Here is a 22875-nt window from a genome sequence, read left to right on the forward strand (position 1 = left end):
GCGTTCTTCCCACAACAGTGAGCTGTCGACACCATGAGAATCGTGATGCTGGGCGCGCCGGGTTCCGGCAAAGGTACGCAGGGCGAAAAGCTGGCGCTGCATCACGGCATCCCGAAGACTTCGACCGGCGATGCGCTGCGCGCCGCGGTCAAGGCCGGCACGCCGCTGGGCCTGAAAGCCAAGGTGGCGATGGATGCTGGTCAACTGGTCGCGGACGAGCTGGTGATCGGCATCGCCCGCGAACGCCTCGCGGCGCCCGATGCGGCGAAGGGTTTCATCCTCGATGGCTTCCCGCGCAATGCCGCACAGGCGAAAACACTCGATGCGCTGCTCGCCGAACTTGGTCAGCCGGGTGTGAGCAAGGTCATCCATCTGCTGGTCGATGACGAGGAGATCGTTCATCGCCTGGTCGCCCGCGGCGCGCTCGAAGGCCGCAGCGACGACAACGAAGCAACGGTGCGCAGTCGCATCGCGGTCTATCAGTCCGAGACCCGGCCGCTGCTCGATTACTACCAGGCGCGGGGTCTGCTGGTAACCATTCCCGGCGTCGGCGACATCGATGCGATCTTCTCGGTGATGTTGGCGGCGACCGAGCCCACAGTGCCTGAGGCAGCTGAAGCCTGAGGGCTTCGCCGAACGTCGTCGCAGCTCGAGCAGACCGGTAAAGTGCGCGTCCTGTCCGACCACGAGATGCCACGCCTTGAAACTCGATCTAAGCATGCGCACCGCACTGGTCACCGGTGGCACCGGCGCGATTGGCCGCGCCGTCAGTGCCGCACTGGCGGCCGCTGGCGCCAAGGTCATCGCCGTCTGCCTGCCGTCCGATCGGGCCTCGGCCGAAGCCTTGCTGCCGGCCTGGCACGGGCAGGGGCTGGCGATCAGCATCACGGCCTTCGATGTGTCGAATGCCGAGGACACGTCAGCGGCGCTGAGCGCGATGGCGGCGCAAGGCGCGGCGATCGATATCGTCGTCAACTGCGCCGGGATCACCCGCGATGCGCCGCTGCGCAAGATGAGCGCGCATAAATGGCAGCAGGTGCTGCGGGTCAATCTCGACAGCTTGTTCAACGTCACTCAGCCGCTGATCGACGCGATGTGCCAGCGCGGTTGGGGGCGAGTGGTGAACATCTCGTCGGTCAATGGCCAGAAGGGCCAGTTCGGGCAGACCAACTATTCGGCCTCGAAAGCCGGCGTGCACGGCTTCACGATGGCGCTGGCGCAGGAAGTGGCGCGCAAGGGCGTGACCGTCAACACGGTGGCGCCGGGCTACATCGACAGCCCGATGATCGATGCCGTGCCGGAAGCGATCCGCAGCGAAATCCTCAAGGGCATTCCGGCGGCGCGTTACGGCAGCCCGGCCGACATTGCGGCGGCGGTCACCTTCCTGTGCTCGGGCGCGGCCAGCTACATCACCGGCGCGCAGTTGCCGGTCAATGGCGGCCTGTACATGAGTGCCTGAGCATGCGACCGGGAACCATGTCTGCCGCTGCTTGTCAACCCTTCGAGGTGCGAGCGACAACCAACAATAGCGAGACGGACTCTGGAGAGAGAGCGATGAGCGAAACCCTTAACGAAGCCTTCAACGAAGTCATTCCCGAGGTTGGCGCGGCAGAGTTGAAGGCGATGATTGCTGATCACCGCATGCCGCTGCTGGTCGAATACATGGCGGATCACTGCGTCTGGTGCCAGCGCCTGGAACCGGTCCTGGCGGCGACGATGGACAAGTTCAACACCCGGGTGCAGCTGGTGAAGATCGATGTAGAACTGCATCCCGATGCCAAGCCGACCGACACGCCGCGCTCGATCCCGACCATTGCGCTGTATCGGGATGGCCGCCTGATCATGACCAAGAGCGGAATGATGCAGCGCCAGCAGCTGGAATCATTTCTGACTCATTGGCTGAATCCGGCCAACGAGGGTTTGAACTGATCCAAACGCGGGCAATCGTCGCGTAGCATGCAGGGCCGTCGTGGAAACTATGACGGTCGAGATCCGGTACACCGGACAGAAGAAGAACCTAGCGGAGGAGCGATGACTGTCAGACGTTTTGCAGCGCATGCACGAGCCGGCCTTGTTGCCGTTGCGCTGCTTCTGAGCCTGTCCTTCTCTGTCCGTGCTGCGGATGCCGAGATCAGTCCCGGCAACACCATCCGCATCGGCGTGCTGCAGTTCGGTGCCGTGGCCTGGACGCTCGACACGCTGACTGAGCGCGGCTTCGACAAGGCCGAGGAATTCCGCATCGAGATCGTGCCGATGGCGGCCAGCAATGCCGCGCAGATCGCCTTGCAGGGCGGGGCAGTCGACATGATCACGTCCGACTGGCTGTGGGTGAACCGCAACCGTGGCGATGGTCGCAAGCTGCAGTTCGCACCGAACTCGACGGCGCTCGGCGGTCTGTACGTTGCCAAGGATTCCGGCATCAAGACGGTGGCCGATCTCAAGGGCCGCGACATCGGTGTGGCCGGCACGCCGGTCGACAAGAGCTGGCTGTTCCTGCAGGCCTGGGCGAAGAAAACCGCGAAGCTCGATCTGAAGAAGGACGCCAAGCCGAGCTTCGCCGCGCCGCCTGCGCTCAACGAACTCATCCTGCGCAACAAGCTGCCGGCGGTACTGAACTTCTGGCCGTATGGCGCACGCCTGAAGGCGGCCGGCCTGACCGAACTGGTCGACATGAAGGACGTGCTCGCCGGGCTCGGTGTACCGAAGCCGGTGCCGATGGTCGGCTGGGTGTTCTCCGAGGAATGGGCGACCAAGAACCGCAGCCTGCTCGATCGCTTCCTGAAAGCGGTCGAACGCACCAATGCCGTGATGCGGGCCGACGATGCCTCCTGGGTACGACTGAAGCCGATCATGAAAGTCGACAGCGATGCTGATTTCGTGGCGCTGCGTGATGCGCATCGCGATGGCATCGATCTGCAGGAGCTGAAGGTCGATCTGCCGGTGATGCAGAACCTGTACGCGCTGCTCGCAGCCGAAGGCGGCGAGGAACTGGTCGGCAAGCGTCCGACTCTCGATCCCACCACGTTCTATTCGGCGCTCGGCAGCACGCCTTGAATCCTGCAGCGGTCAGTACCTTGCCGGCGGCAGCAGTGCGCGCCAGCGCGCTGCTGGTGCTGCTGGTGGTCTGGCAGATCGTGGCCTGGAAGGTCAGTGATCCGCTGCTGCCATCGCCAGCGGCTGTGTTCGCCAGCCTCGTTCACCATCTGACGCACGGCGAACTGCTGCATCACTTGGGCAAGACCCTGATGCGCGTCGCAGCCGCGTTCGTCATCGCGATGCTGGTCGGTGTCTCGGTCGGCGTCTGGATGGGCCGCAGCAAGCTGGTCAACAACCTGCTCGACAGCCTGCTGGTGCTGATGCTGAACCTGCCGGCGCTGGTCGCGGCGATCCTCTGCTTCATCTGGATCGGCCTCAATGAAACCGCTGCCGTGCTGGCGGTGGCGCTGAACAAGATTCCGACCGTGATCACCAACATCCGTGAAGGCGCGCGCGCGCTGGATACGCAGCTGCTGCAGGTCGGTGAGGTCTATCGCGTGCCACGCGGCACGGTGCTGCGCCGCATCGTGCTGCCGCAGCTCTACCCGTACATCATGGCGTCGGCGCGCTCGGGCCTGGCGCTGATCTGGAAGATCGTGCTGGTCATCGAATTGCTAGGCCGCTCGGATGGCATCGGCTTCCAGCTCGGCACCTTCTTCCAGTTCTTCGACCTGACCAGCATCCTCGCCTACACGGCCGCGTTCGCCGCCGTGGTGTTCGCCATCGAAGCCATGCTGCTGCGGCCGCTCGACCGGCGCCTGAACGGATGGCGAGCATGAAGCTGGTCGTCGACATCCGCCGCAAGCGCCATCCGGGCAAGGCCAAGGACACGATCGGTCGGCTGGCATTCACCGCCGAGAGCGGCGAGTTCGTCGCCATCGTCGGCCCCAGCGGAGCCGGCAAGACGACGATGCTGAAGATCATCGCCGGGCTCGACAAGGACTACGAAGGCGGGCTTGATGGTGCGGGCGACGATGCCCGGCTCGGCTTCGTGTTTCAGGAACCCCGCCTATTGCCGTGGCTGAACGTTGCCGACAATCTGCGCCTGGTGAGCCCTGCCTTGAGCGATGCCGAGATCGACGCGGGCCTGGCCAAGGTCGGGCTCGCGAATACGGCCGCCGAGTTTCCACTGCATCTCTCCGGCGGCATGCAGCGAAGAGTCGCCTTGCTGCGCGCCTTCCTGGTTCGGCCGGAACTGCTGCTGCTCGATGAGCCGTTCATCTCGCTCGATGCGCCCACTGCCGAAAGCCTGTATCAGGTGCTGGCCGAACTGCGCCGCGATCTGCTGCCCACCACCTTGCTGGTGACTCACGATCTGCGCGAGGCGCTGGCACTGGCTGACCGAGTACTGTTCGTCAGCCACAGCCCGGCGCAGCTGATCCTCGACTATCCGATCAGGCTGTCGCAGCCGCGTCGCCGTGATGACGATGCGGTGTCGGAGATGCATCACGCGCTGATTGCGCAGTACCCCGAATTGCTGGGCGGTCTCGGTACCGCCCGCCCTAACCCGGAGGCCGCCTGATGGCGCAGCCCGCGACAAATAGCGTGACTCCCAGCGTGACTCTCGATGTGCGTGACGCCGTGAAATCCTACGGCGACGTCAAGGCCCTGGCCGGTGTTTCGATGCGTATCGAAGCTGGCCAGTTCATGGCGCTGCTCGGCCCGAATGGCGCCGGCAAATCGACTCTGTTCCAGCTGCTGTCCGGCCTGTTCGTGCCGGATGCCGGTGCGATCAGCATCTGCGGTGAGGACTTCCTGAAAAAGCCGACGCTCGGGCTCGCCAAGCTCGGCGTGGTGTTCCAGCAGCCGACGCTGGATCTCGATCTGAGCGTCACCGGCAATCTGCGCTTTCATTCGTCCCTGCATGGCCTCGGTGCGGAAGGCCGCGCGCGCATTCCGCAACTGCTCGTCGATGTCGGACTCGCTGGTTCCGAGGAAAAGACCTGCCGCAGCCTGTCCGGCGGCAACCGCCGCAAGGTCGAACTGGCGCGGGCGCTGCTGCACAAGCCGCACTTGCTGCTGATGGATGAAGCGACGGTCGGCCTCGATCCGGCATCGCGGACCACGCTGATGGCGCTGGTCAAGCAGCGTTGCCGGGACGAAGGTCTGGCCGTGCTGTGGGCCACGCATCTGGTCAATGAAGCCGAGCAGGCCGATCGCGTCTACGTGCTGCACAAGGGAAAAAAACTGGCTGAAGGCACGCCAGCCGAGATCGTTGCCGCGTCCGCCTGCAGCACCCTTGAAGAAGCCTTCCTGAAAATGACTGGTCCGGCCTCTGGCGCCGGCAAGCCCGAGGAGAAAGCCGCATGAAGAACACGCTCATTAGCCTTGCATTGCTCGCCGCGCTGTCCGCCGCACCGTCCGTCGCTAGTGCCGGCAAGCTCTATGTCAGCAGCGAGAAGGACAACGTGGTCACCGTGTTCGACAGCGCCAGCCTGAAGGTGCTGAGCAAGATCAAGACCGGCGACAAGCCGCGCGAGCTGGTGTTCTCGCCGGACAGCAAGAAGCTCTACGTGGCCTGCGGCGAAGGCAGCCGCATCGACATCATCGACACCGCCACCGACAAGCTGATCGGCAAGCTCAACGTCGGCGACGATCCGGAGCGCTTCGTGTTCAGCCCGGACGGCAAGACCGTCTGGGCGACGCTCGAAGAAGACGGTCTGGTCTCGGCCACCGATGTCGCCAGCGGCAAGCGGCTGGCCGAAGTGCCGGTTGGCGAAGAGCCGGAAGGCATCCTGATGACGCCGGATGGCAAGACCGTCTATGCGACGTCCGAAGTCGCCAACACCGTGCACGTCATCGACGTGGCGACCAAGGCGATCAAGGCCAACGTTTCGGTTGGCAACCGGCCGCGCCGTTTCGCGCTGACCGCCGATGGTGCGCAGCTCTGGGTATCCAACGAACTGAGCGGCACCCTCTCGATCATTGATACCAAGACCAATGCGGTGATCGGCGAGATCAAGTTCGAGCCGAAAGGCTTTCGCGCCGAAGACATCACGCCGGTCGGCATCCTGATGACCAAGGATGGTTCGACGGCTTACGTGACGATGGGCAGCGCCAATCACATCGCCAAGGTCGACGTGAAATCGCGCGCGGTGAAGGGCTATCTGCTGACCGGCGGCCGTCCCTGGGGCATCGCGCTCAGCAAGGATGAAAAGACGCTCTACGTGACCAATGGCCAGTCCGATGACATGGCAGTGATCGATACGGACAGTTTCAAAGTCACCAAGGCCGTGCCCGCCGGGCGCGTGCCTTACACCGTCGGCATTCTCGAATGAGCAAGGCAATGCTTCGTACGCTGGCCGTGTCTGTGCTGGCGCTGCTGTCAGCGCTGCCGCTGGCGCGTGCTGCCGATACGCCGTTCAAGATCGGCTATCTCGAATGGTCGGACGATCCGCGCTACCGCACCGAGCGGACCAAGGCGCAGTTCCCGTTGCAGCCCTGGGGCCGGCCGGTTTCGGGCGCGGAGCAGGCGATCAAGGAAACCTCGTTTGCTGGTGCGCAGCTGAAGCTCAAGTTCGAGCTGGACAAGCGTGAAGGTGCTGATGCTGCAGCGCTTGCCGAAGCGGTCAAGGCGATGGTTGCGGCGGGTACCCATTACGTGATCGTCGATGCCGATGGTCCTGTGTTCGCCGACCTCGCCAAGCGCACCGCGAGCCTGGCCGTCACCTTGCTGAACATCTCGGCGCAGGACGATGTGCTGCGCGGCGCCAGTTGCAGCAGCAAGGTTCTGCATGTGATTCCGAACCAGGCCATGCTGACCGACGCCTTGGCACAGTACCTGGTGCTGCGGCGCTGGGTGAACGTGCTGGTGCTGAAAGGTCCGAACCCGGCCGACGATGCTTTTGCCGCTGCCTGGACTCGCTCTGCGAAGCGCTTCGGCCTGAAGATCGTCGATACCAGGCCGTTCAAGCTCGGCCTCGATCCGCGCGAGCGCGAGCTGAACAATCTGCAATTGCTGACCGGCTCGAAGGACTACGACGCAGTGTTCATCGCCGATACCGATGGCGAGTTCGCCCGCAACGTGCCGTATCAGACGGCGAAGCCGAGAGTCGTCGTTGGCGCGGCTGGCCTCGTTGCCGATGCCTGGCACTGGTCCTGGGAGCGCGATGGCGCGCGGCAGTTGAACAATCGCCTGATCAAGGCCGCGGGCCGTCAGGTCACGTCCTATGACTGGGCGGCTTGGATGGCGGTCAAGAGCGTGGTCGAAGCGGTGGTTCGGGCCGGCACGCCGGACTACACCAAGAGCTATGCCTATCTGCGCGGGCCAGACATCGTGCTCGACGGCTTCAAAGGCTTCCGCATGGGTTATCGCCCCTGGGATGGCCAGCTGCGCCAGCCGATGCTGCTGAACACCGGCAACTGGGCGATTGCGATCGCGCCGATCGAGGGCTTCCTCGATCCGGTCAACAACCTCGATACGCTTGGCTTCGATGCCAGGGAAACGGCCTGCCCGAAAACGCAGGCCTTTGGAGCAAGTAAATGAGAGCAGGACACGCGCTGGAAGCGCTGGGCGCGATCAGCTTTCGCGAGCTGCGCAAGTTCATGCAGCAGCGTTCGCGGCTGCTGTCGGCGCTGGTCCGGCCGTTACTCTGGCTGGTGGTGTTCGCGGCCGGCTTCCGCAATGTCTTCGGCGTGGCGGTGATCGAGCCGTACTCGAGCTTCATCGAGTATCAGGTCTATGTGGCCCCGGGCCTGCTCGGGATGATCTGCCTGTTCAACGGCATCCAGTCCAGTCTGGCGATGGTCTACGACCGCGAGATGGGCATGATGCGGCTGCTGCTGACCGCCCCGCTGGCACGCGCCTATCTGCTCGGTTGCAAGCTGGTCGCCGGCACGCTGTTGTCGCTGGTGCAGTGCTATGCCTTCCTGATCGTCTGCGCCCTGTTCGGCGTCGATCTGCCGTGGAGCGGCTGGCTGTATGCGTTCCCGGCGCTGTTGCTCGGCGGCCTGATGCTCGGCGCGCTGGGCTTGCTGCTCAGCGTCTACATCAAGCAGATCGAGAACTTCGCGAGCACGATGAATTTCGTGATCTTCCCGATGTTCTTCATGTCCTCAGCGCTGTATCCGCTGTGGAAGCTGAAGGAGTCCGGTGCCGAATGGCTGTACTGGGTATCGAGCGTCAACCCGTTCACCCATTCGGTGGAGCTGACTCGCTTCGCGATGTACGGCCAGCTGAACCTCACCGCACTCGCGGTGACCGGCGGCTCGGCACTGGTGTTCTTCGTCTGGGCCGCGTACGGCTATGACCCGCAGCGGGGCATGGTCAAGAAGCGCGCTCAAGCCTGATTTCGAGTGGCAGAAACAAGAAAGCCGCCGGGGTGAGCGGCGGCTTTCGAGGTGCAGCTGCTAGCTAGACAATCAGACGCCACCGATTTCCAGCAGTTCTTTCGACGATTCGACGATTTCGCCGCTGCTTGCATCGACTTCGACGCGGTAATCGCCGTCAGCCGTCTTGATGTCGAATTCGTAGGACGCCTTGCCATCCGGTTCCAGTTCGTACTCGACGCGCTCGACGGTGCCCGGCTTCGATTCCAGCGCCTTCGCCTTGGCGGCGGCTTCATCGATCTTGGCAAGCGCAGCGAATGCCGGATCGGCCGCTGTGGCGACGCGCACTTCCGTTTCGACGATGGTGCCGGCGGTGTCGGAACATTCGATGTCGAACAGCTTGCCATCGGCCTGCTTGATCTCGAATTCCCAGACCCGGCCCTCGGTCTCCTGCTTCAGCGTGGCCTGCAGCAGGTCGCCCGGCGCCTGAGCGAGGACGGCCTTGGCACAGCTTTCGATACCCGCGTTGCTGCTGGCAACGGCGGCAGCCGAGGAGCCTGCGGTGATTTCCAGCGGCGCAGCAGCCGGCGCTTCGCTCTTGTTGCAGGCTGTGAGCACGAGTACCGCCGCGGCTGCGGCGATCAGTTTCAGATTCGACATTCAGCAATCCCCAATTCATTGACGGCGACGAGAACCGTCGCGCTGAGCAATTCTAGTGCCTGAATCCGTCTCTCGAATCGGGAAAACTTCCCGATCATCATGAATCGGGAAATTCCCTGATTGACTCGGATGAATTCTCCGATATCTGACGCCGAATCCGTCGTGCTCGGCCGGGCTTATCCAAGGCTCGATCAAGACTCAGTGATCGTGCCTGTCGCGGCCATGTCCGTTACCGAGACCACGGCCGTGATCGTCATGACCGTGATCGTGGTCATGGCCGCGGTCGTGGTCACCGCCACGACGGCCCTCGCGTTCGCGGTAGCGCGGCACATAGACATCGTTGTACCAGCGGCTGTCGACGAAATAGACCGACCGGCCGCAGGCGTCATAGCGACCGCAGTACCGCCTCCAGTCCTTGCGATAGTTCGGCGGCACGCGGACATAGACCGGCTGTTCGACGACCCGGTGACGTTCGATGATCACTGGCTGCGCGTAGATCACTCGCGGACGCGGGTAGTCGTTGACGTCGAGACGGCCATAGAAATCCGGCTGACCGATGTTGATCGATACGCCGACATTGGCGGCCATCGCCGGCACTGCAGCGGTGAGCAGCACGACAGCAGCCAGCACTGATTTCAGGTTCATCGGATGTCTCCTTGGTAGGGGTCAGGGTTCTCGATCAGCTGCTTCATGAGCAGATGATCGAGTCCCGATGTGAGGAGACTAGAGTGCGGGCCTGAACTGGCCCTGAACCTCTTTCAGGCCTGAGTCAAAGCAGGCGCGAGAACAGCGTGGCGATGCTGAGGAACGAGAAGAAGCCGACGACATCGGTGACCGTGGTCAGGATGATCGACGAGGATTGCGCCGGGTCCTGACCGAAGCGGCGCAAGGTGATCGGCACCAGTGCGCCGGCGAAACCGGCGGCGATCATCGAGATCACCATCGCCGTGACGATCACCAGCACCAGCCCGAACGAGCGGCTCCAGACATAGACCCCGATCGCCGTGGTGGCGGCGATGCCGAGGCCGTTGAGCAGGCCGACGCTGACTTCCTTCATGACCACTCTCGGCCAATGGCGGATGCTGATCTCGCGCAGCATCAAACCGCGCATGGTCACTGCCAGCGCTTGCGCGCCAGCATTTCCGCTCTGGCCGGCAACCACCGGCAGCAGCACCGCGAGCGCGGTGAACTTGGCGATGATGTCTTCGAACATCCCGACCACCGAGGCCGCCAGGAACGCGGTCAGCAGGTTGATCTGCAACCACGGCAGACGCTTGGCGACGGCGAACAGCGGCGATGAAAGCGCGCGCTCGTCCTTGCTCGCACCGACCATGGTCTGGATGTCGAGACTGGTTTCTTCCTGAATGGCGCTGACCAGCTCGGCCTGATGGATGACGCCGATCAGCCGGCCGCTGAAATCGATCACCGGCAGTTCGGTGAGGTTGTCGTGCTGCTCCAGCAGTTCGACGACTTCCTCGCGCGGCACGCTGTCATCCACCGCGGCGATGATCGGCTGGCGCAGATCGGCCAGCCGCTGATCGAGATCGGCGAGCGCGAGATCCTGGATTTCGACCCGGCCTTCGAGTTGCCCGTCCTCGTTGACCAGATAGATTTCGCGGACGCTGCGGCGCCCGGTGCGGCGCAGGCGGGCCAAGGTTTCGGCCACCGGCAGCGCAGCCTCGAAAGCGAGGAAGCGAGGGTCCATCAGGGCGCCGGCGGAGTCCGGCTGGCGCGCCATGCTGGTTCGCAGCTCGTCGGCGATTTCCGGGTTCAGCAGCGAGAGATAGGTATCGCGCGTGCCGACATCGAAACGGCTCAGCAGGGCAACGGCTTCGGTGGGCTCCAGTTCGCTGAGGATGTGGCGCGCCAGCTTTGCCGGCAGCGCCGCCAGCACCGTGCGTTCGATATCGCCGGTCAGGCCGCGCCAGACCGGGATCAGCGCGTGGATCGGCTGTTCGCCGAGGACGGTGGCGATGTCATGCGGTGGCAGACGCTCCAGTCGCCGCGCGGCTTCGCGCGGATAGTCGAGCAGGAAGCGCAGGGTCAGCGCGGCGGTGGCGGTGTCGGCACTCATCGGGGCTCGGGGCGCTCGTCGGGTGCCACGGCGCGCGTGGTGGTCGGCAGCCAGGACACCAGCACTTCGATCAGCCCCGCCACGGCGTTCCAGTAACCGCCGGCAACCAGTGACAGCGCATCGCCGGGTGTCGCCGGCTGATCCTCGGGATCGCGCTCCGGGCCGCTGGCGGTGGCCAGCGCGGTCTGCCAGAGCACGCCGGCGAAACGCTCGCCGCGTTCGACCACCGGCAGCGCGCGGGCGCCCGCCCAGCCCGGATGATCGTGCAGGGCGCTGACCAGCGACTGCGCCGGCACGGTGACCGGCGGCGGCTGCATCAGGCGGCGCAGCGGCGTATCGGCTGCGGCGCGCAGCAGATCGACCATCGGCACCACGCCGATCAGGCGTTGCTCGCCATCGACGATGTACAGCGCATCCTGCTCGTTGCCGGAGCTGCGCAGATGATCGATCGCCTGTGCGCAGCGGATGTCTTCGGTCAATGCCAGCGCATGCGGATCGGCCCAGGCGCCGACGGTGTTTTCGGGATAACCGAGCAGCAGCCGGAAGGCGACCGCGAGCGGCGCCGGCAACTGGCTGATCAGCACATCGGCGCGCGTTCGCGGTATCTGTCGCAGTACGGCGACGCCGGTCTGTGGCCCGACGGCGCGCAGCAGGCCAGCCGCGCGGTCGTCACCGAGACGATCCAGCGCCCGCGCCGCGAACAGCGGCAGCATCTGGCGCATCACCGGTGCTGCCAGCCGCAGCGGCACACTGGCCAGCAGATCGGCGGCGGCAGTCGGCGTCAGCCGTTCGAGCACCCGCGCGGCATCGCGCGGATGCGCTTCCAGATAGGCCAGTGACAGGCTGCCAATGGGGTTGAGACTGGGGCTAGCCATTGCGCGCCTCGGGATCGAGGCTGCCTTCCGGGCGTTCGATCAGCAGCACGATCGGCGCTTCGTTGAACAAGCGCGCGGGCAGGCTGACCCGGCCGTCAGTGGTTTCCAGCACCAGGCTGGTGTTCGACATCTCGAGAATCTTGCCCTCGTAGCCATCGACCCGAACCTGTTGGCCGATCGAGTAGGTCTGGCGCAGGTAGTGGCTGCCGATCAGGTTGGCGACATAGCTGCGCGAGCCAAGGCTGACCGACAGCGCAGCGGCGCCGACCAGGGCGATGATCACTACCGTGGCCATCACCACGATGAAGGTGACGCGGATGCCGATCTGATCGGCACCGACCAGGACCGCGGTGATCAGGATCGCCGCCTGCACCATGCGGCCGAGCATCACCCGCTGCGCCGGGTCGTCGGCGATCGGCGCGGCTTCCACCAGTTGCCTCGCCATGCGGCTGACCAGCACGCCGACGACGATGATCAGCGCGCCGGCCGCCATCGTCGGCACATAGGCGACGAGTTGGCCCAGCCATGCGGTGAACAGCGCAAGGCCGAGTACCTCGGTGGCCGCAGTCACGAAGAACAGCATCACCAGCCAGAACAGGATGCTGCCCAGCACCCGCGCCGAGACCATCGGCAGGCGCACGCTGGAGCCGTTGCGGGCAATCGAGGATTGCGACAGCACTCTTTCTGCCGTCGCCACCAGCCGCGTGCCGATGGTGCGCAGCACGCGCGCCACCAGCCAGCCGACCAGCAGCAGCACCAAAGCGCCGACCAGCTTGGGCAGGAAGTGCGAGGCCTTGCCGAGGAACGTCGACAGCACGTCCTGCAGCGCGGTGCTCCATTCGGCGAACAGGGTCAAGACGGGAAACTCCTCCGGGAGGGCACGGAGTGGACAGCGCCTGAGGAGAAACCGTCAGGAATCCAGCCAGCAATCTGGCGGAGCTGTCACGACGCCGCGCGACGATCGAAGGTCGAACTTAGCACAGGCCATGCGACGGCCGGCCTACTTGATGCCCGCCAGTTCGCTGAGCTTCACCGTGTGCCGATCCGAGTTCTTCGGATTGCGGAAGATGATCGGCTTTTCGATCGTCGTGGTTCGTGCCGACGAGATCGCTTCGTCGACCAGATGCCGAAGCGGCGACTTATCGCAGACCGGATCGGTCGCTGCCGCATCGCCGGTGAACTGGAAGGCCTGACAGCGGCAACCGCCGAAGTCCTTCTCCTTTTCCGGGCAGGACGCGCAGGGTTCCTTCATCCACGTGTTGCCGCGGAAGCGGTTGAAGGCATCCGAGGTCTGCCAGATGTCCTTGATCGAGGACGACTGTACGTTCGGAAACTCGAAGCCGGGCAACTGCCGCGCGGCGTGGCAGGGCAGGGCAGTGCCGTCCGGCGTCACCAGCAGGAACACCGAACCCCAGCCGTTCATGCAGGGCTTCGGGCGCTTCTCGTAGTAATCCGGCACCACGAAGTAGATGTCCATCTTGCCCTTGAGCCGGGCCTGATATTCGTTGGCGACGATTTCCGCTTCGCGCACCTGTTCGAGCGTCGGTAGCAGGCGATCGCGATTGAGCAGCGCCCAGCCGTAGTACTGCGTGGTTGCCAGTTCGACGTAGTCGGCTTCAAGTTCGATCGCCAGATCGAGCATCTCGCGCAGGCGGTGCAGGTTGTCCCGATGCAGCACGAAGCACAGCACCATCGGAAAGCCGGCGGCCTTCACGGCACGGGCCATGTCGACCTTGTGCGCATAGGCGCGCATGCCGGCAATCTCGTCGTTCTGGTTCGCTTCCGAGCTCTGGAAGCTGACCTGGATGTGATCGAGGCCGGCGGCCTTCAGCGAGCGCGCCCGAGCGGCATCCATGCCGATGCCGGAAGTGATCAGGTTCGAGTAGTAGCCGAGCTTGGTCGCTTCGGTGACCAGCACTTCGAGGTCCTGCCGCACCAGCGGTTCACCGCCGGAAAGGCCGAGCTGCAAGGCCCCCATCTGTCGCGCGTCACGCAGCACGCGCAGCCAGGTTTCGGTATCCATGGTCTTGCCATGACCGGCGTAATCGACCGGATTCGAGCAATAGGCGCACTGCAGTGGGCAGGCGTAGGTCAGCTCCGCGAGCAGCCACAGCGGCGGCTTGATCAGCGGTATCGCCGACGTTGAACTAGGCAATCCACCCTCGTGCATGAGCGACCTCCAGGAAACCGCGTACATCGGCCGTCAGGTCCCCGTCTTCCGGGAACATCCGGTTCAGTTCCGCCGCGATATCGATCACGGTCCGTTTGCCATCGACCTGCTTGAGAATCATCGCCGCCGATTCGCTCAGCTGTACCACGCCTTCCGGGTACAGCAATACGTCGCAGCCTTGCACCTGCTCGTATTGGATGCGGTGGCCGCGGGCCAGTTTCAGCGATCCATCGTGCAGCGGCTTGTAGTCGGTCGCGTATTCGACCTTGCCTTCAGACATGGTCTGCTCCCTGAATGTCCCGCGCCGTCATCCCTTGCTGAAAGCCTGGCACGCAGTGATAAGGCGGTTCGTTCTTCACGTAGGCCATGCTCATCGCGTCGAGCATGGTCCACAGGATGTCGAGCTTGAACTTCAGCAGCTCCAGCGCGCGCTCCTGCTCGGCCCGCGTCACGAACAGATCCAAGGTCAGGCCAAGGCCGTGCTGCACGTCGCGATGCGCTTCCTGGACCCGGCCCTTGAAGTAATCGAGGCCGCTGCTGTCGATCCATGGATAGTGCTTCGGCCATTCGCTGATCCGTTCCTTGTGAATGCTCGGCGCGAACAGTTCGGTCAGCGATGAGGCAACACCTTCCTGCCAGGACGCGCGGCGCACGAAGTTCACGTAGGCATCCACCGCGAAGCGCACGCCGGGCAACACGTAGCGATGCGAGACGATATCGGCGCGCTGCAGGCCCACCGCTTCACCTAGACGCACCCAGCGCTCGATGCCGCCTTCGACCTGATCGTTGCCATCGTGATCGATGATCCGCTGGATCCAGCGGCGGCGGACTTCGCGGTCCGGACAGTTCGCGAGTAGTGCGGCGTCCTTGTTCGGAATCGCGGTCTGGTAGTAGAAACGGTTCAGCACCCAGCCCTGTACGGCTTCCTTGCTCAAGCCGCCGCTGTTCATCGCCACCTGAAACGGATGGTGGATGTGGTAGTACGGCTCGAAAGCCTTGAGCTTGGCCTCGAACTCTTCGCGGGTCCACGGCAGGGCGCTGGTATCGACGGAGGCGTTCATAGGCTAGAGCTCGAATACCAGGCCGTCCTGCGCGACTTCGACGCCGGCAGCGCGTACTTCGGCGCGCTCGGCACCGTCCTCGATCAGGATCGGATTGGTGTTGTTGATGTGGATCAGCACGCGACGGGCGTTCGGATAGGCGCTCAGCACTTCGAGCATGCCGCCCGCGCCACTCTGGTACAGATGGCCCATCTCGCGTGCCAGTTTCTTGCCGACGCCGCGGCGGCTCATCTCGTCATCGGTCCAGGTGGTGCCGTCGACGAGAATCAGATCGGCCTCGCGCATCGCCTTTTCCACCGGCGGCTCGATCACGCCAAGGCCCGGCGCATACAGCGCGCACTTGCCGGTGACGACGTTGCGGATCACCAGGCCCAGGTTGTCACCGGGTGCTGGTGCCGCGCGATGCGGGGAGTACGGCGGCGCCTTGCTGGTCAGCGCGAACGGCTCGAACTGGATGCCGTCGATTCCCGGCACGGTGAACGGTGTGCCGTCCGGTTTCACCTCAAACCAATCGACGCCGCAGTAGTGCTCGAGGATGTTGAAGATCGGAAAGCCGCTGGTGAGATCGGACTTGACCCGCGCCGAGCAGTAGATCGGCAGCCGCACTTTCGACTCGCGCAGCATCAGCAGGCCGGTGACGTGGTCGATCTGCGCATCCATCAAGAACACGGCCTTGATGCCGGTATCGCGCAGATGCCGGTTTGGCTGCAGTTCCGGGTTGGCGAGAATCTGCGAGCGGATATCCGGCGAGGCGTTGATCAGCACCCAGTCCAGACCGTTGCTGCTTACCGCGATCGAAGACTGCGAGCGGGGAATCGCGTTCAGGCGTCCGCTGCGGCAGCCGTCGCAGGTTTCGCAATTGCAGTTCCACTGCGGGAAGCCTCCCCCCGCTGCGGAACCCAGAATTCTTATTTTCATGTTCAGGGGTTCTGCAATGACTCAGCGCTTTTTGTTGCGCTGCGTTCGAAAAATCACTCCTCAAAACAAAGCCCCCAGTTTTATCCGGGGGCTCCGTTACTTTTGCACCGCTATCTGGCTTTGCCGATTCGAGTCGCCTCGTATCGATCTCAGCCGGAAAGATTTAGCGGTTGAGGATGTACATCGTCACTTCCATGCCAAAACGCATTTCGGTGAAGCTCGGTTTCGTCCAACGCATGATCAACCCTCCATTCTGTTCGCAGTGATTTTGCCAACGTGCCCTTAAGGACAAGGAGGCAGTGCAGAGACTATGCCACGTCGGGACAGGTTCCCAATCGTCTGATTCAATGCTGCGTATAGGTTTTCGCAAACCTTTGTCAACGAAGGAATTTAGTTGGTTTCAACGGCCGGCATCAAGCTGGCAACCAGCTAAAGCAGCGAGCGTCTGTCACATCTGCTCCGGCGCTGGAAATTCCCCCTGTGTCACATCCGGGACAGATCGTCTCGCCGTGCCTCACTCAAGGGAATGGCGTGGCGCTTGAGCTTGCGGTACAGCGTGTTGCGGCTCATGCCGAGATCGCGGGCGGTCATCGTCATGTTCCATTGATTGTTTTCGACAGCGCGCAGGATCGCTCCGCGCTCGGCAGCTTCCAGCGCGTGGGCACCGCTGACGATCTGCATCGGGGCAGGCGCCGCCGCTTCGAGCAGCGCAGCGGGCAGGGCTGCCGGCAACACCTTGATCGTTGGCGACTGCAGGGAACGCGGCAGATCGCCAATCCGAACAACGCCGCCGTCGCAGATCACCAGCGCGGTGCGGATGACATTGCGCAATTCGCGGATGTTGCCCGGCCAGGAGTAGGCGAGCAGGCATTCGAAGGCGTCGGCCTCGATCGAGATCGACTGACCATTGCGGGCTTCGAGCGCGATGAAGCGGCGGATCAGCGCTTCGGCATCGACCCGATCCTTCAGCGCCGGCAGATCCAGGGTCATGCCGTTGAGGCGGTAGTACAGATCCTCGCGGAAGCTGCCGTTGGCGATCATTTCGCGCAGATCGCGATGCGAAGCACTGATCACGCTCAGCTCGACCTTGATCGCCTGCTCGCAGCCGAGCGGCACCACTTCCTGTTCTTCGAGCACGCGCAGCAGGCGGGTCTGCAGGTTCAGCGGCATGTCGCCGATTTCATCGAGGAACAGCGTGCCGCCGCTCGATTGCTGGATGCGGCCGCGCATGCCTTCCTTGCGCGCGCCCGTGAAGGCACCGGACTTGTAGCCGAACAGTTCCGATTCGATCAGCGTTTCCGGAATCGCTGCGCAGTTGACCGCGACGAAAGCTTGCGCCGCACGAGGGCTGGCCAGATGAACGGCCTTCGCGAACACTTCCTTGCCGGAGCCGGTGGGGCCCTGGATCAGGATCGGCACCCGCGAATCGGCCAGCCGGCGCGCGGCCCGGATGTTCGCCAGCATCTGCGGGTCCTGGCCGGCCAGATCTTCCAGCGACAGTGCATGCAGCGACGGCGCCGGTGCGATCTGCACCCGCTCGGCGACAGCACGGCGTGGCCGATCGAAACTGTCCATCCGCGCCAGCAGCTGCGGCGGCGCCAGGGTGACGAAGAAGCGGCGGCCATAGCGCTGGTCACGCACCGGCATCAGGGCCTGACGGGTGGTGACCAGTTGGGCGAGTTCAGGATTGCCGATGTCGAACAGTTCGCTGACCGAGCGGCCGATCAGGCTGGCCCGGCTCGGGGCCGACAGCAGCGCCACGGCCATGTCATCTGCGGCAACGACGTGGCCATCCTCGGATAGCGCGAGCGCGGCGTCGTGCAGCAGGTTGACGAATTCCGGACGGCTGTGGAAACGCAGGATCCGGTACGGCTGGCAGCGCCGCAGGAACAGGCACTTCTCGATCAGCCGCGCCGAGGTGTTGACCAGCGCCATCGTGTGCATCTGGCTGCCGCGAGTGTCGTGCGACCCGACCGAGGATGCGTCGAGCACTGCGACCAGATCGCCATTCATGTCGCGGATCGGCACGCCGGAGCAGGACAGGCCGATGTGGCGGGCGCGGAAGTGATCGTTGCGATGGATGGTGATTGCCCGGCCTTCGGCGATGCAGGTGCCGATGCCGTTGGTGCCTTCGCTCTTCTCGCTCCACTCGGCACCGACCAGCAGGCCGGCGCTGCTGAACATGCGGGTCAGGGTCGGATCGACCTTCTGGGTCAGGATGATGCCCTTGGCATCGGTCAGCAGCAGCGCGTAGCCGGAGCCGCTGATCTGGTCGTACAAGGTGTCGATCTCGGCCCGGGCGATCTCGACGAGTTCGTCGTGACGGTCCTGCAGATCCTTGAGATTGTTCGAGTCGATGACGCTCGGCGCATGCAGCCGGGCGGGGTCAAGCTGGAATTCGTTGAGACAGCGTTGCCAGGACACCCGGATGGTGTCGTCGAAGCCAGGTTTGGCAATGCTCTCGCCATTGACCAGCCGCAACACGCCATTGGCGTGCTGCACCGCTGCGTTGTCACCCATCTCCTCGCACCTCATCTCGACCGCCCCGCGCTGCTTTGTCGCCGGGCATGGTGTTTTCTTTCTCGCCGGCGCGCCCACTAACCGGTGTACGGCGCCCTAGCAACAGTGATGCCACTCGACGGTAGTCGTCAACTCGCCACTGAATCAACGGAAGAACCGTCTTTCAACAAACTGGGGGCGACATCAGGGAAAGCCACTGTGTCATTCGTGAAACAGGGTTCGCACGGGTCGCGCCGGGCCTGAGACATGGATATTCTTGACCCACTGTCCCGCTGGTGAGAATTCCAGTTCAAACAGTGATTTGGATGATGATTTGAGGCTGGCTTGCTTCTTGCCATCCCGGCTCGCGTCGCGATGGTCGGGCTGACGTGTCGCAGTCCGAATTTGTATCGCAGACACACACCTGAAACCCGAATAAAGCGTTAGTTGAGGAGATAGAAAATGGATGGATCAAAAGGTCTGGAAGCACTGGGCGCGGAAGCCCGCAAGTTCATCAGCACCCCGAAGAAGATTCTGATCGACGGCGCCTGGGTCACATCGTCGTCGGGTGAAACCTTCGAAATCTACAACCCGGCCACCGGCCAGGTCGTGGCACATGCCCAGAGCGGCAGCAAGGAAGACGTCAATGCCGCCGTCGCAGCGGCCCGTCGCGCATTCGACGATCACAGCGAGTGGCGCAAGATGTCGCCGGCCAACCGCGGCAAGCTGCTGCACAAGATCGGTGACCTGATCCTGGCCAATGCCGACGAGCTGGCGCAGCTGGAATCGCTGGACAACGGCAAGCCGGTCGTCGTCGCCCGTGTCGCCGACGTCGTGCTTGCGGCCGACATCTTCCATTACATGGCTGGCTGGACCACCAAGATCGACGGCGGTGTACTGGACCTGTCGGTGCCGTTCACCCCGGGCACCGAGTACCACGCGTACACCCGTCGCGAGCCGATCGGCGTTGTCGGCCAGATCATTCCCTGGAACTTCCCGATCCTGATGGCGGCCTGGAAGCTGGCGCCGGCACTGGCCTGCGGCTGCACCGTGGTGCTGAAGCCGGCTGAAGAAACCCCGTTGACCGCGCTGCGTCTCGGCGAGCTGATCATGGAAGCCGGCCTGCCGAAGGGCGTGCTGAACATCATCACCGGCTTCGGTGAAACCACCGGCGCGCCGCTGGCTGGTCATCCGGGTGTCGACAAGGTCGCCTTCACCGGTTCAACGGAAGTCGGCAAGCTGATCGTCAAGGCGGCTGCCAACGACCTCAAGAAGCTGACCCTGGAACTCGGCGGCAAGTCGCCGAACATCATCCTCAATGACGCCGATCTGTCCAAGGCGATCCCGGGTGCTGCCAGCGCGATATTCTTCAACCAGGGCCAGACCTGCTGCGCCGGCTCGCGCCTGTTCATCCAGGACAAGGTCTACGACGAAGTCGTTGCCGGTATCGCTGCCTATGCCAAGGGCCTGAAGATGGGTCCGGGCCTCGATCCGTCGACCCAGCTCGGCCCGCTGGTCTCGCAGGTGCAGTTCGACCGCGTGTCCGGCTACATGGCCGCCGGCAAGACCGAGGGCGCGTCGCTCGCCACCGGTGGCAACCGCTGGGGCAACGAAGGCTACTTCGTCGAGCCGACGCTGATCATCAACGCCCCCGACAGCGCCAAGGTCGTGCAGGAAGAGATCTTCGGGCCGGTACTGGTCGCGTCGCGCTTCAAGGAGATGGATGACGATCTGGTTCGCCGCGCCAACGATTCGGTGTACGGCCTCGCGGCCGGCATCTGGTCGCAGGACGTGTCGAAGATCCACAAGCTGGTGCCGCGTCTGCGTGCCGGTACCGTCTGGGTCAACTGCTACAACGTCTTCGATGCGTCGATGCCGTTCGGTGGTTACAAGCAGTCGGGCTGGGGCCGCGAGATGGGCCATCAGGTGCTGAACAACTATCTGGAAACGAAGTCGGTCTGCATCGGCTATTGATCCAGCCGTAATCTGCGGATCGGCTTCTGAAAGCCGGTTGTTGTCAGCATCACGAGGCCCGGGCAATGATCGCCCGGGCCTTTTCATTTGCCCGTTGGATGAATAACGAAGACGCCATGCCGAGCGTCCCTGCTTGGAGGAGAACAACATGATTCGAATTCTGCTGGTTGATGACCACGCCGTCGTCCGGGCTGGCTATCGCCAATTGCTGGAATGCGCACCCGAATACACCGTGGTTGCCGAAGCGGCGTCCGCTGCCGCCGGCTATCGCCGGTTTCTCGAATGCGCGCCGGACGTCGTGATCACCGATCTGTCGCTGCCGGGTGTCGGCGGTATCGAACTGCTGCGCCGCCTGCGCGCGCGCCAGCCGGACTTGCGGGCGCTGGCGTTCAGCGTTCACGAGGAATCGATGTTCGTCGAACGTGCGCTGGCGGCCGGCGCGCTGGGCTACGTCAGCAAACGCTCGGCGGCCGATACTTTGGTGGCGGCTGTCGATGCGGTGTCCCACGGCCGGGAATTCCTGTCTCCGGATCTGGCCAGGACTGGACCTTCCCGACGGCAGACCAATGACGTGCTGCACAAGCTTTCGCAGCGCGAGTTCGAAATCTTCCGGCAGGTTGCCGAAGGGCATTCGGTGCGGGAAATCGCCACCGGCCTGTGCATCAGCGGCAAGACCGTCTCCAACCATTATTCGCAGATCCGCGTGAAGCTCGGCCTGCGCTCGGCAGCCGAGATGGCGCGCCTGGCGATCGTGGCCGGCGTCGTGCGTGTCTGAGCTTGCGCTGGCAGTCAAACCCACGGCGCTGAGCCGTGCCCGCTGGTTGATTCGCGAACTGCTCCGTGCCTGGCGCACGCGGGTGGATCTCAAGACCCGGCTCAGCCTGTTCATCGGTCTGCTGCTGGGCGTGGTGCTGGTGCTCGCGGTGTTTGCCGTGCTCGGCAATTCGAAGCGCGCGGTGCGCGGCGAGATCGACGCGGTGATGCGGCTGGCCACCAATCTTCTCAACGATCAGGCCTTGCCCGCCGCGCAGGCTCAGCGCCAGGTGCTGCCGGTGCTGCTCAGCGTCTTCGATCACACCCGCCATCTCTGCGTCGAGCGGCCTGGTGGCGAATTGCGCAGCGATGGCCGCTCCTGCCCGGCGGCGATCGACGACAGCGTGCCGGACTGGTTCATCGCCCATGTCACTACTGCTCCGCGCGAACTGCCGCATCAATGGCTGCAGCCGGATGGAACGGCAGTGCCGGTGATCATCCATTCCGATCCCGCCGACGAAATTCTCGAAGCCTGGAACGAAGCACGGCCGCTGTTGCTGCTGATCGTCGCGATCGGTTTTCTGACCAATGCCATCGTGGTGTTTTCGGTCTGGCGCGCGCTGAAGCCGATCGACGTGATCCGTGATGCGCTCGATCGCATTGGCCGCGGTGAACTGCATCCGACCCTGCCATCGGTCACCACCCCGGAATTGCGCACCATCGTCGACGGTGTGATCGCGCTCGGCGGCCATCTGGAACAGGCGCGCTCGGACAATCAACGCCTGCTGCGCCACAGCCTTGAAGTGCAGGAACGCGAGCGTCGTTCGATCGCCCGCGAGCTGCATGACGAGATGGGCCAGAGTCTGGCGGCGATCGATGCCGAGGCCGCCGTGCTGCAGCAGCGCTTCGGCGGTGCCGCCCCAGAACTGATGGCCCGTGCCGGCGGCATCCGAGCTGGTATCGCCCAGCTTTACGACGGTCTGCACAGCCTGCTGGCGCGACTGCGGCCGGCGGGGCTGGACGAGTTCGGTCTGGGCCCGACTCTGGAAAATCTGGTGGCCGACTGGTCCGGCCGCTGCCCGCAGATCCGTTTCGAGGTACGCATCGACGTTGAACGCGTGCCCGGCGAAGCGCTGGCGCAGGTCTATCTGTACCGCATCGCCCAGGAAGCACTGATCAATGCCAGCCGCCATGCTCGTGCGCGACGCATCAGCGTGATGCTGTTTGGTGATGTCGACGGCAGCCTGCACTTGCGCATTGCCGACGACGGCATCGGCCTGCCGACCGATCTGCCATTGCAGGCTAGCGCCGAGGAGCGTCAACGCGCACGCCCTGATGGACGTCGCGCCGGCTTCGGGCTGCTCGGCATGGCCGAACGGGCCGAAGCACTCGGTGCCCGGCTGACGATCGACAGCCAGCCGAACCAGGGCACCAGCATCTCGCTGCGCCTGCCTGCCAACGGCCGTCCTCTGGAACTGCGTCTGTCCCCGCACGCTGTACCGGATGTGACTCGAAAGCCGTCCCCTGAGTGAAACAGCAAGGGCCTTTCGTCAGGTTTTTGTTGCGCCGCAAAAATCAATAAAAACA

General features: G+C 63.9%; 24 protein-coding genes. 13 read left to right on the plus strand and 11 right to left on the minus strand.

Translation table 11 applies throughout. The features are described 5' to 3' along the window. Positions 1-33 precede the first annotated feature (33 nt). From G513_RS0102250 to G513_RS0102295, 10 genes are all read left to right on the plus strand, one after another. Positions 34-624 (plus strand): adenylate kinase, encoded by a 591-nt coding sequence (locus tag G513_RS0102250; protein ID WP_022975207.1) that lies wholly within the window; start codon positions 34-36, stop codon positions 622-624. Between the two features lie 94 nt (positions 625-718). Further along, a complete protein-coding gene (phbB, locus tag G513_RS0102255; protein WP_022975208.1) occupies positions 719-1459 on the plus strand; it encodes an acetoacetyl-CoA reductase in 741 nt (246 codons plus the stop codon). A gap of 95 nt (positions 1460-1554) precedes the next feature. Next, on the plus strand, positions 1555-1929 hold the full coding sequence (locus tag G513_RS0102260) for a thioredoxin family protein (RefSeq protein WP_022975209.1): 375 nt from the start codon (positions 1555-1557) through the stop codon (positions 1927-1929). Positions 1930-2031: 102 nt separating this feature from the next. Further along, positions 2032-3054, plus strand: a complete 1023-nt coding sequence (locus G513_RS0102265) for an ABC transporter substrate-binding protein (RefSeq protein ID WP_022975210.1) — start codon at positions 2032-2034, stop codon at positions 3052-3054. Continuing rightward, complete coding sequence (locus tag G513_RS0102270; RefSeq protein ID WP_211219591.1) at positions 3051-3815, plus strand: ABC transporter permease; 765 nt, start codon at positions 3051-3053, stop codon at positions 3813-3815. The genes G513_RS0102265 and G513_RS0102270 overlap by 4 nt, the downstream gene beginning before the upstream one ends. Continuing rightward, positions 3812-4558 carry an ABC transporter ATP-binding protein gene (locus tag G513_RS0102275; RefSeq protein ID WP_051144338.1) on the plus strand — a complete coding sequence of 249 codons (747 nt, stop codon included), beginning with the start codon at positions 3812-3814 and terminating at the stop codon, positions 4556-4558. Before G513_RS0102270 ends, G513_RS0102275 begins: the two co-directional genes overlap by 4 nt. Continuing rightward, positions 4558-5346 (plus strand): ATP-binding cassette domain-containing protein, encoded by a 789-nt coding sequence (locus tag G513_RS20975; RefSeq protein ID WP_084711306.1) that lies wholly within the window; start codon positions 4558-4560, stop codon positions 5344-5346. Before G513_RS0102275 ends, G513_RS20975 begins: the two co-directional genes overlap by 1 nt. Next, entirely contained in the window at positions 5343-6314 is a 972-nt protein-coding gene (locus G513_RS0102285; RefSeq protein ID WP_022975214.1) for a PQQ-dependent catabolism-associated beta-propeller protein, read from the plus strand. The genes G513_RS20975 and G513_RS0102285 overlap by 4 nt, the downstream gene beginning before the upstream one ends. Positions 6315-6322: 8 nt before the next feature. Then, positions 6323-7522, plus strand: a complete 1200-nt coding sequence (locus G513_RS0102290) for an ABC transporter substrate-binding protein (RefSeq protein ID WP_028475039.1) — start codon at positions 6323-6325, stop codon at positions 7520-7522. Next, positions 7519-8325, plus strand: a complete 807-nt coding sequence (locus G513_RS0102295; protein ID WP_022975216.1) for an ABC transporter permease — start codon at positions 7519-7521, stop codon at positions 8323-8325. The genes G513_RS0102290 and G513_RS0102295 overlap by 4 nt, the downstream gene beginning before the upstream one ends. A gap of 72 nt (positions 8326-8397) precedes the next feature. On the opposite strand, the gene G513_RS0102300 is transcribed toward G513_RS0102295, so the two are convergent. From G513_RS0102300 to G513_RS0102350, 11 genes are all read right to left on the minus strand, one after another. Then, positions 8398-8964: a PepSY domain-containing protein gene (locus G513_RS0102300; protein WP_022975217.1), complete on the minus strand. Its 567-nt coding sequence runs from the start codon at positions 8962-8964 to the stop codon at positions 8398-8400. 198 nt (positions 8965-9162) lie between these two features. Continuing rightward, on the minus strand, positions 9163-9609 hold the full coding sequence (locus G513_RS0102305; RefSeq protein ID WP_022975218.1) for a hypothetical protein: 447 nt from the start codon (positions 9607-9609) through the stop codon (positions 9163-9165). A 124-nt stretch (positions 9610-9733) separates the two neighbouring features. Continuing rightward, positions 9734-11038, minus strand: a complete 1305-nt coding sequence (locus G513_RS0102310; RefSeq protein WP_022975219.1) for a magnesium transporter — start codon at positions 11036-11038, stop codon at positions 9734-9736. After that, positions 11035-11913 carry a magnesium transporter MgtE N-terminal domain-containing protein gene (locus G513_RS20980; RefSeq protein WP_022975220.1) on the minus strand — a complete coding sequence of 293 codons (879 nt, stop codon included), beginning with the start codon at positions 11911-11913 and terminating at the stop codon, positions 11035-11037. The genes G513_RS0102310 and G513_RS20980 overlap by 4 nt, the downstream gene beginning before the upstream one ends. Then, positions 11906-12769, minus strand: coding sequence for a mechanosensitive ion channel family protein (locus G513_RS0102320; protein ID WP_022975221.1), 864 nt, complete (start codon positions 12767-12769; stop codon positions 11906-11908). The genes G513_RS20980 and G513_RS0102320 overlap by 8 nt, the downstream gene beginning before the upstream one ends. A gap of 144 nt (positions 12770-12913) precedes the next feature. After that, positions 12914-14083 carry a pyrroloquinoline quinone biosynthesis protein PqqE gene (gene pqqE / locus G513_RS0102325; protein ID WP_051144311.1) on the minus strand — a complete coding sequence of 390 codons (1170 nt, stop codon included), beginning with the start codon at positions 14081-14083 and terminating at the stop codon, positions 12914-12916. After that, positions 14061-14363 (minus strand): pyrroloquinoline quinone biosynthesis peptide chaperone PqqD, encoded by a 303-nt coding sequence (pqqD, locus tag G513_RS0102330; RefSeq protein WP_022975223.1) that lies wholly within the window; start codon positions 14361-14363, stop codon positions 14061-14063. Before pqqD ends, pqqE begins: the two co-directional genes overlap by 23 nt. After that, positions 14356-15144, minus strand: a complete 789-nt coding sequence (gene pqqC / locus G513_RS0102335) for a pyrroloquinoline-quinone synthase PqqC (protein ID WP_022975224.1) — start codon at positions 15142-15144, stop codon at positions 14356-14358. The genes pqqD and pqqC overlap by 8 nt, the downstream gene beginning before the upstream one ends. 3 nt (positions 15145-15147) lie before the next feature. Next, a complete protein-coding gene (pqqB, locus tag G513_RS0102340) occupies positions 15148-16062 on the minus strand; it encodes a pyrroloquinoline quinone biosynthesis protein PqqB (protein ID WP_022975225.1) in 915 nt (304 codons plus the stop codon). A 163-nt stretch (positions 16063-16225) separates the two neighbouring features. Then, a complete protein-coding gene (gene pqqA / locus G513_RS26425) occupies positions 16226-16300 on the minus strand; it encodes a pyrroloquinoline quinone precursor peptide PqqA (RefSeq protein WP_156891444.1) in 75 nt (24 codons plus the stop codon). A gap of 245 nt (positions 16301-16545) precedes the next feature. Then, a complete protein-coding gene (locus G513_RS0102350; protein WP_022975227.1) occupies positions 16546-18582 on the minus strand; it encodes a sigma-54-dependent Fis family transcriptional regulator in 2037 nt (678 codons plus the stop codon). Between the two features lie 441 nt (positions 18583-19023). Between G513_RS0102350 and G513_RS0102355 the strand changes: the two genes are divergently transcribed. From G513_RS0102355 to G513_RS0102365, 3 genes are all read left to right on the plus strand, one after another. Next, entirely contained in the window at positions 19024-20535 is a 1512-nt protein-coding gene (locus G513_RS0102355; RefSeq protein WP_022975228.1) for an aldehyde dehydrogenase family protein, read from the plus strand. A gap of 148 nt (positions 20536-20683) precedes the next feature. Further along, positions 20684-21310 (plus strand): response regulator, encoded by a 627-nt coding sequence (locus G513_RS0102360; protein WP_028475043.1) that lies wholly within the window; start codon positions 20684-20686, stop codon positions 21308-21310. Beyond that, positions 21303-22820 (plus strand): sensor histidine kinase, encoded by a 1518-nt coding sequence (locus G513_RS0102365; protein ID WP_022975230.1) that lies wholly within the window; start codon positions 21303-21305, stop codon positions 22818-22820. The genes G513_RS0102360 and G513_RS0102365 overlap by 8 nt, the downstream gene beginning before the upstream one ends. Positions 22821-22875 lie beyond the last annotated feature (55 nt).

It is taken from the genome of Nevskia ramosa DSM 11499 (assembly GCF_000420645.1).
GTDB classification, from domain to species: domain Bacteria; phylum Pseudomonadota; class Gammaproteobacteria; order Nevskiales; family Nevskiaceae; genus Nevskia; species Nevskia ramosa.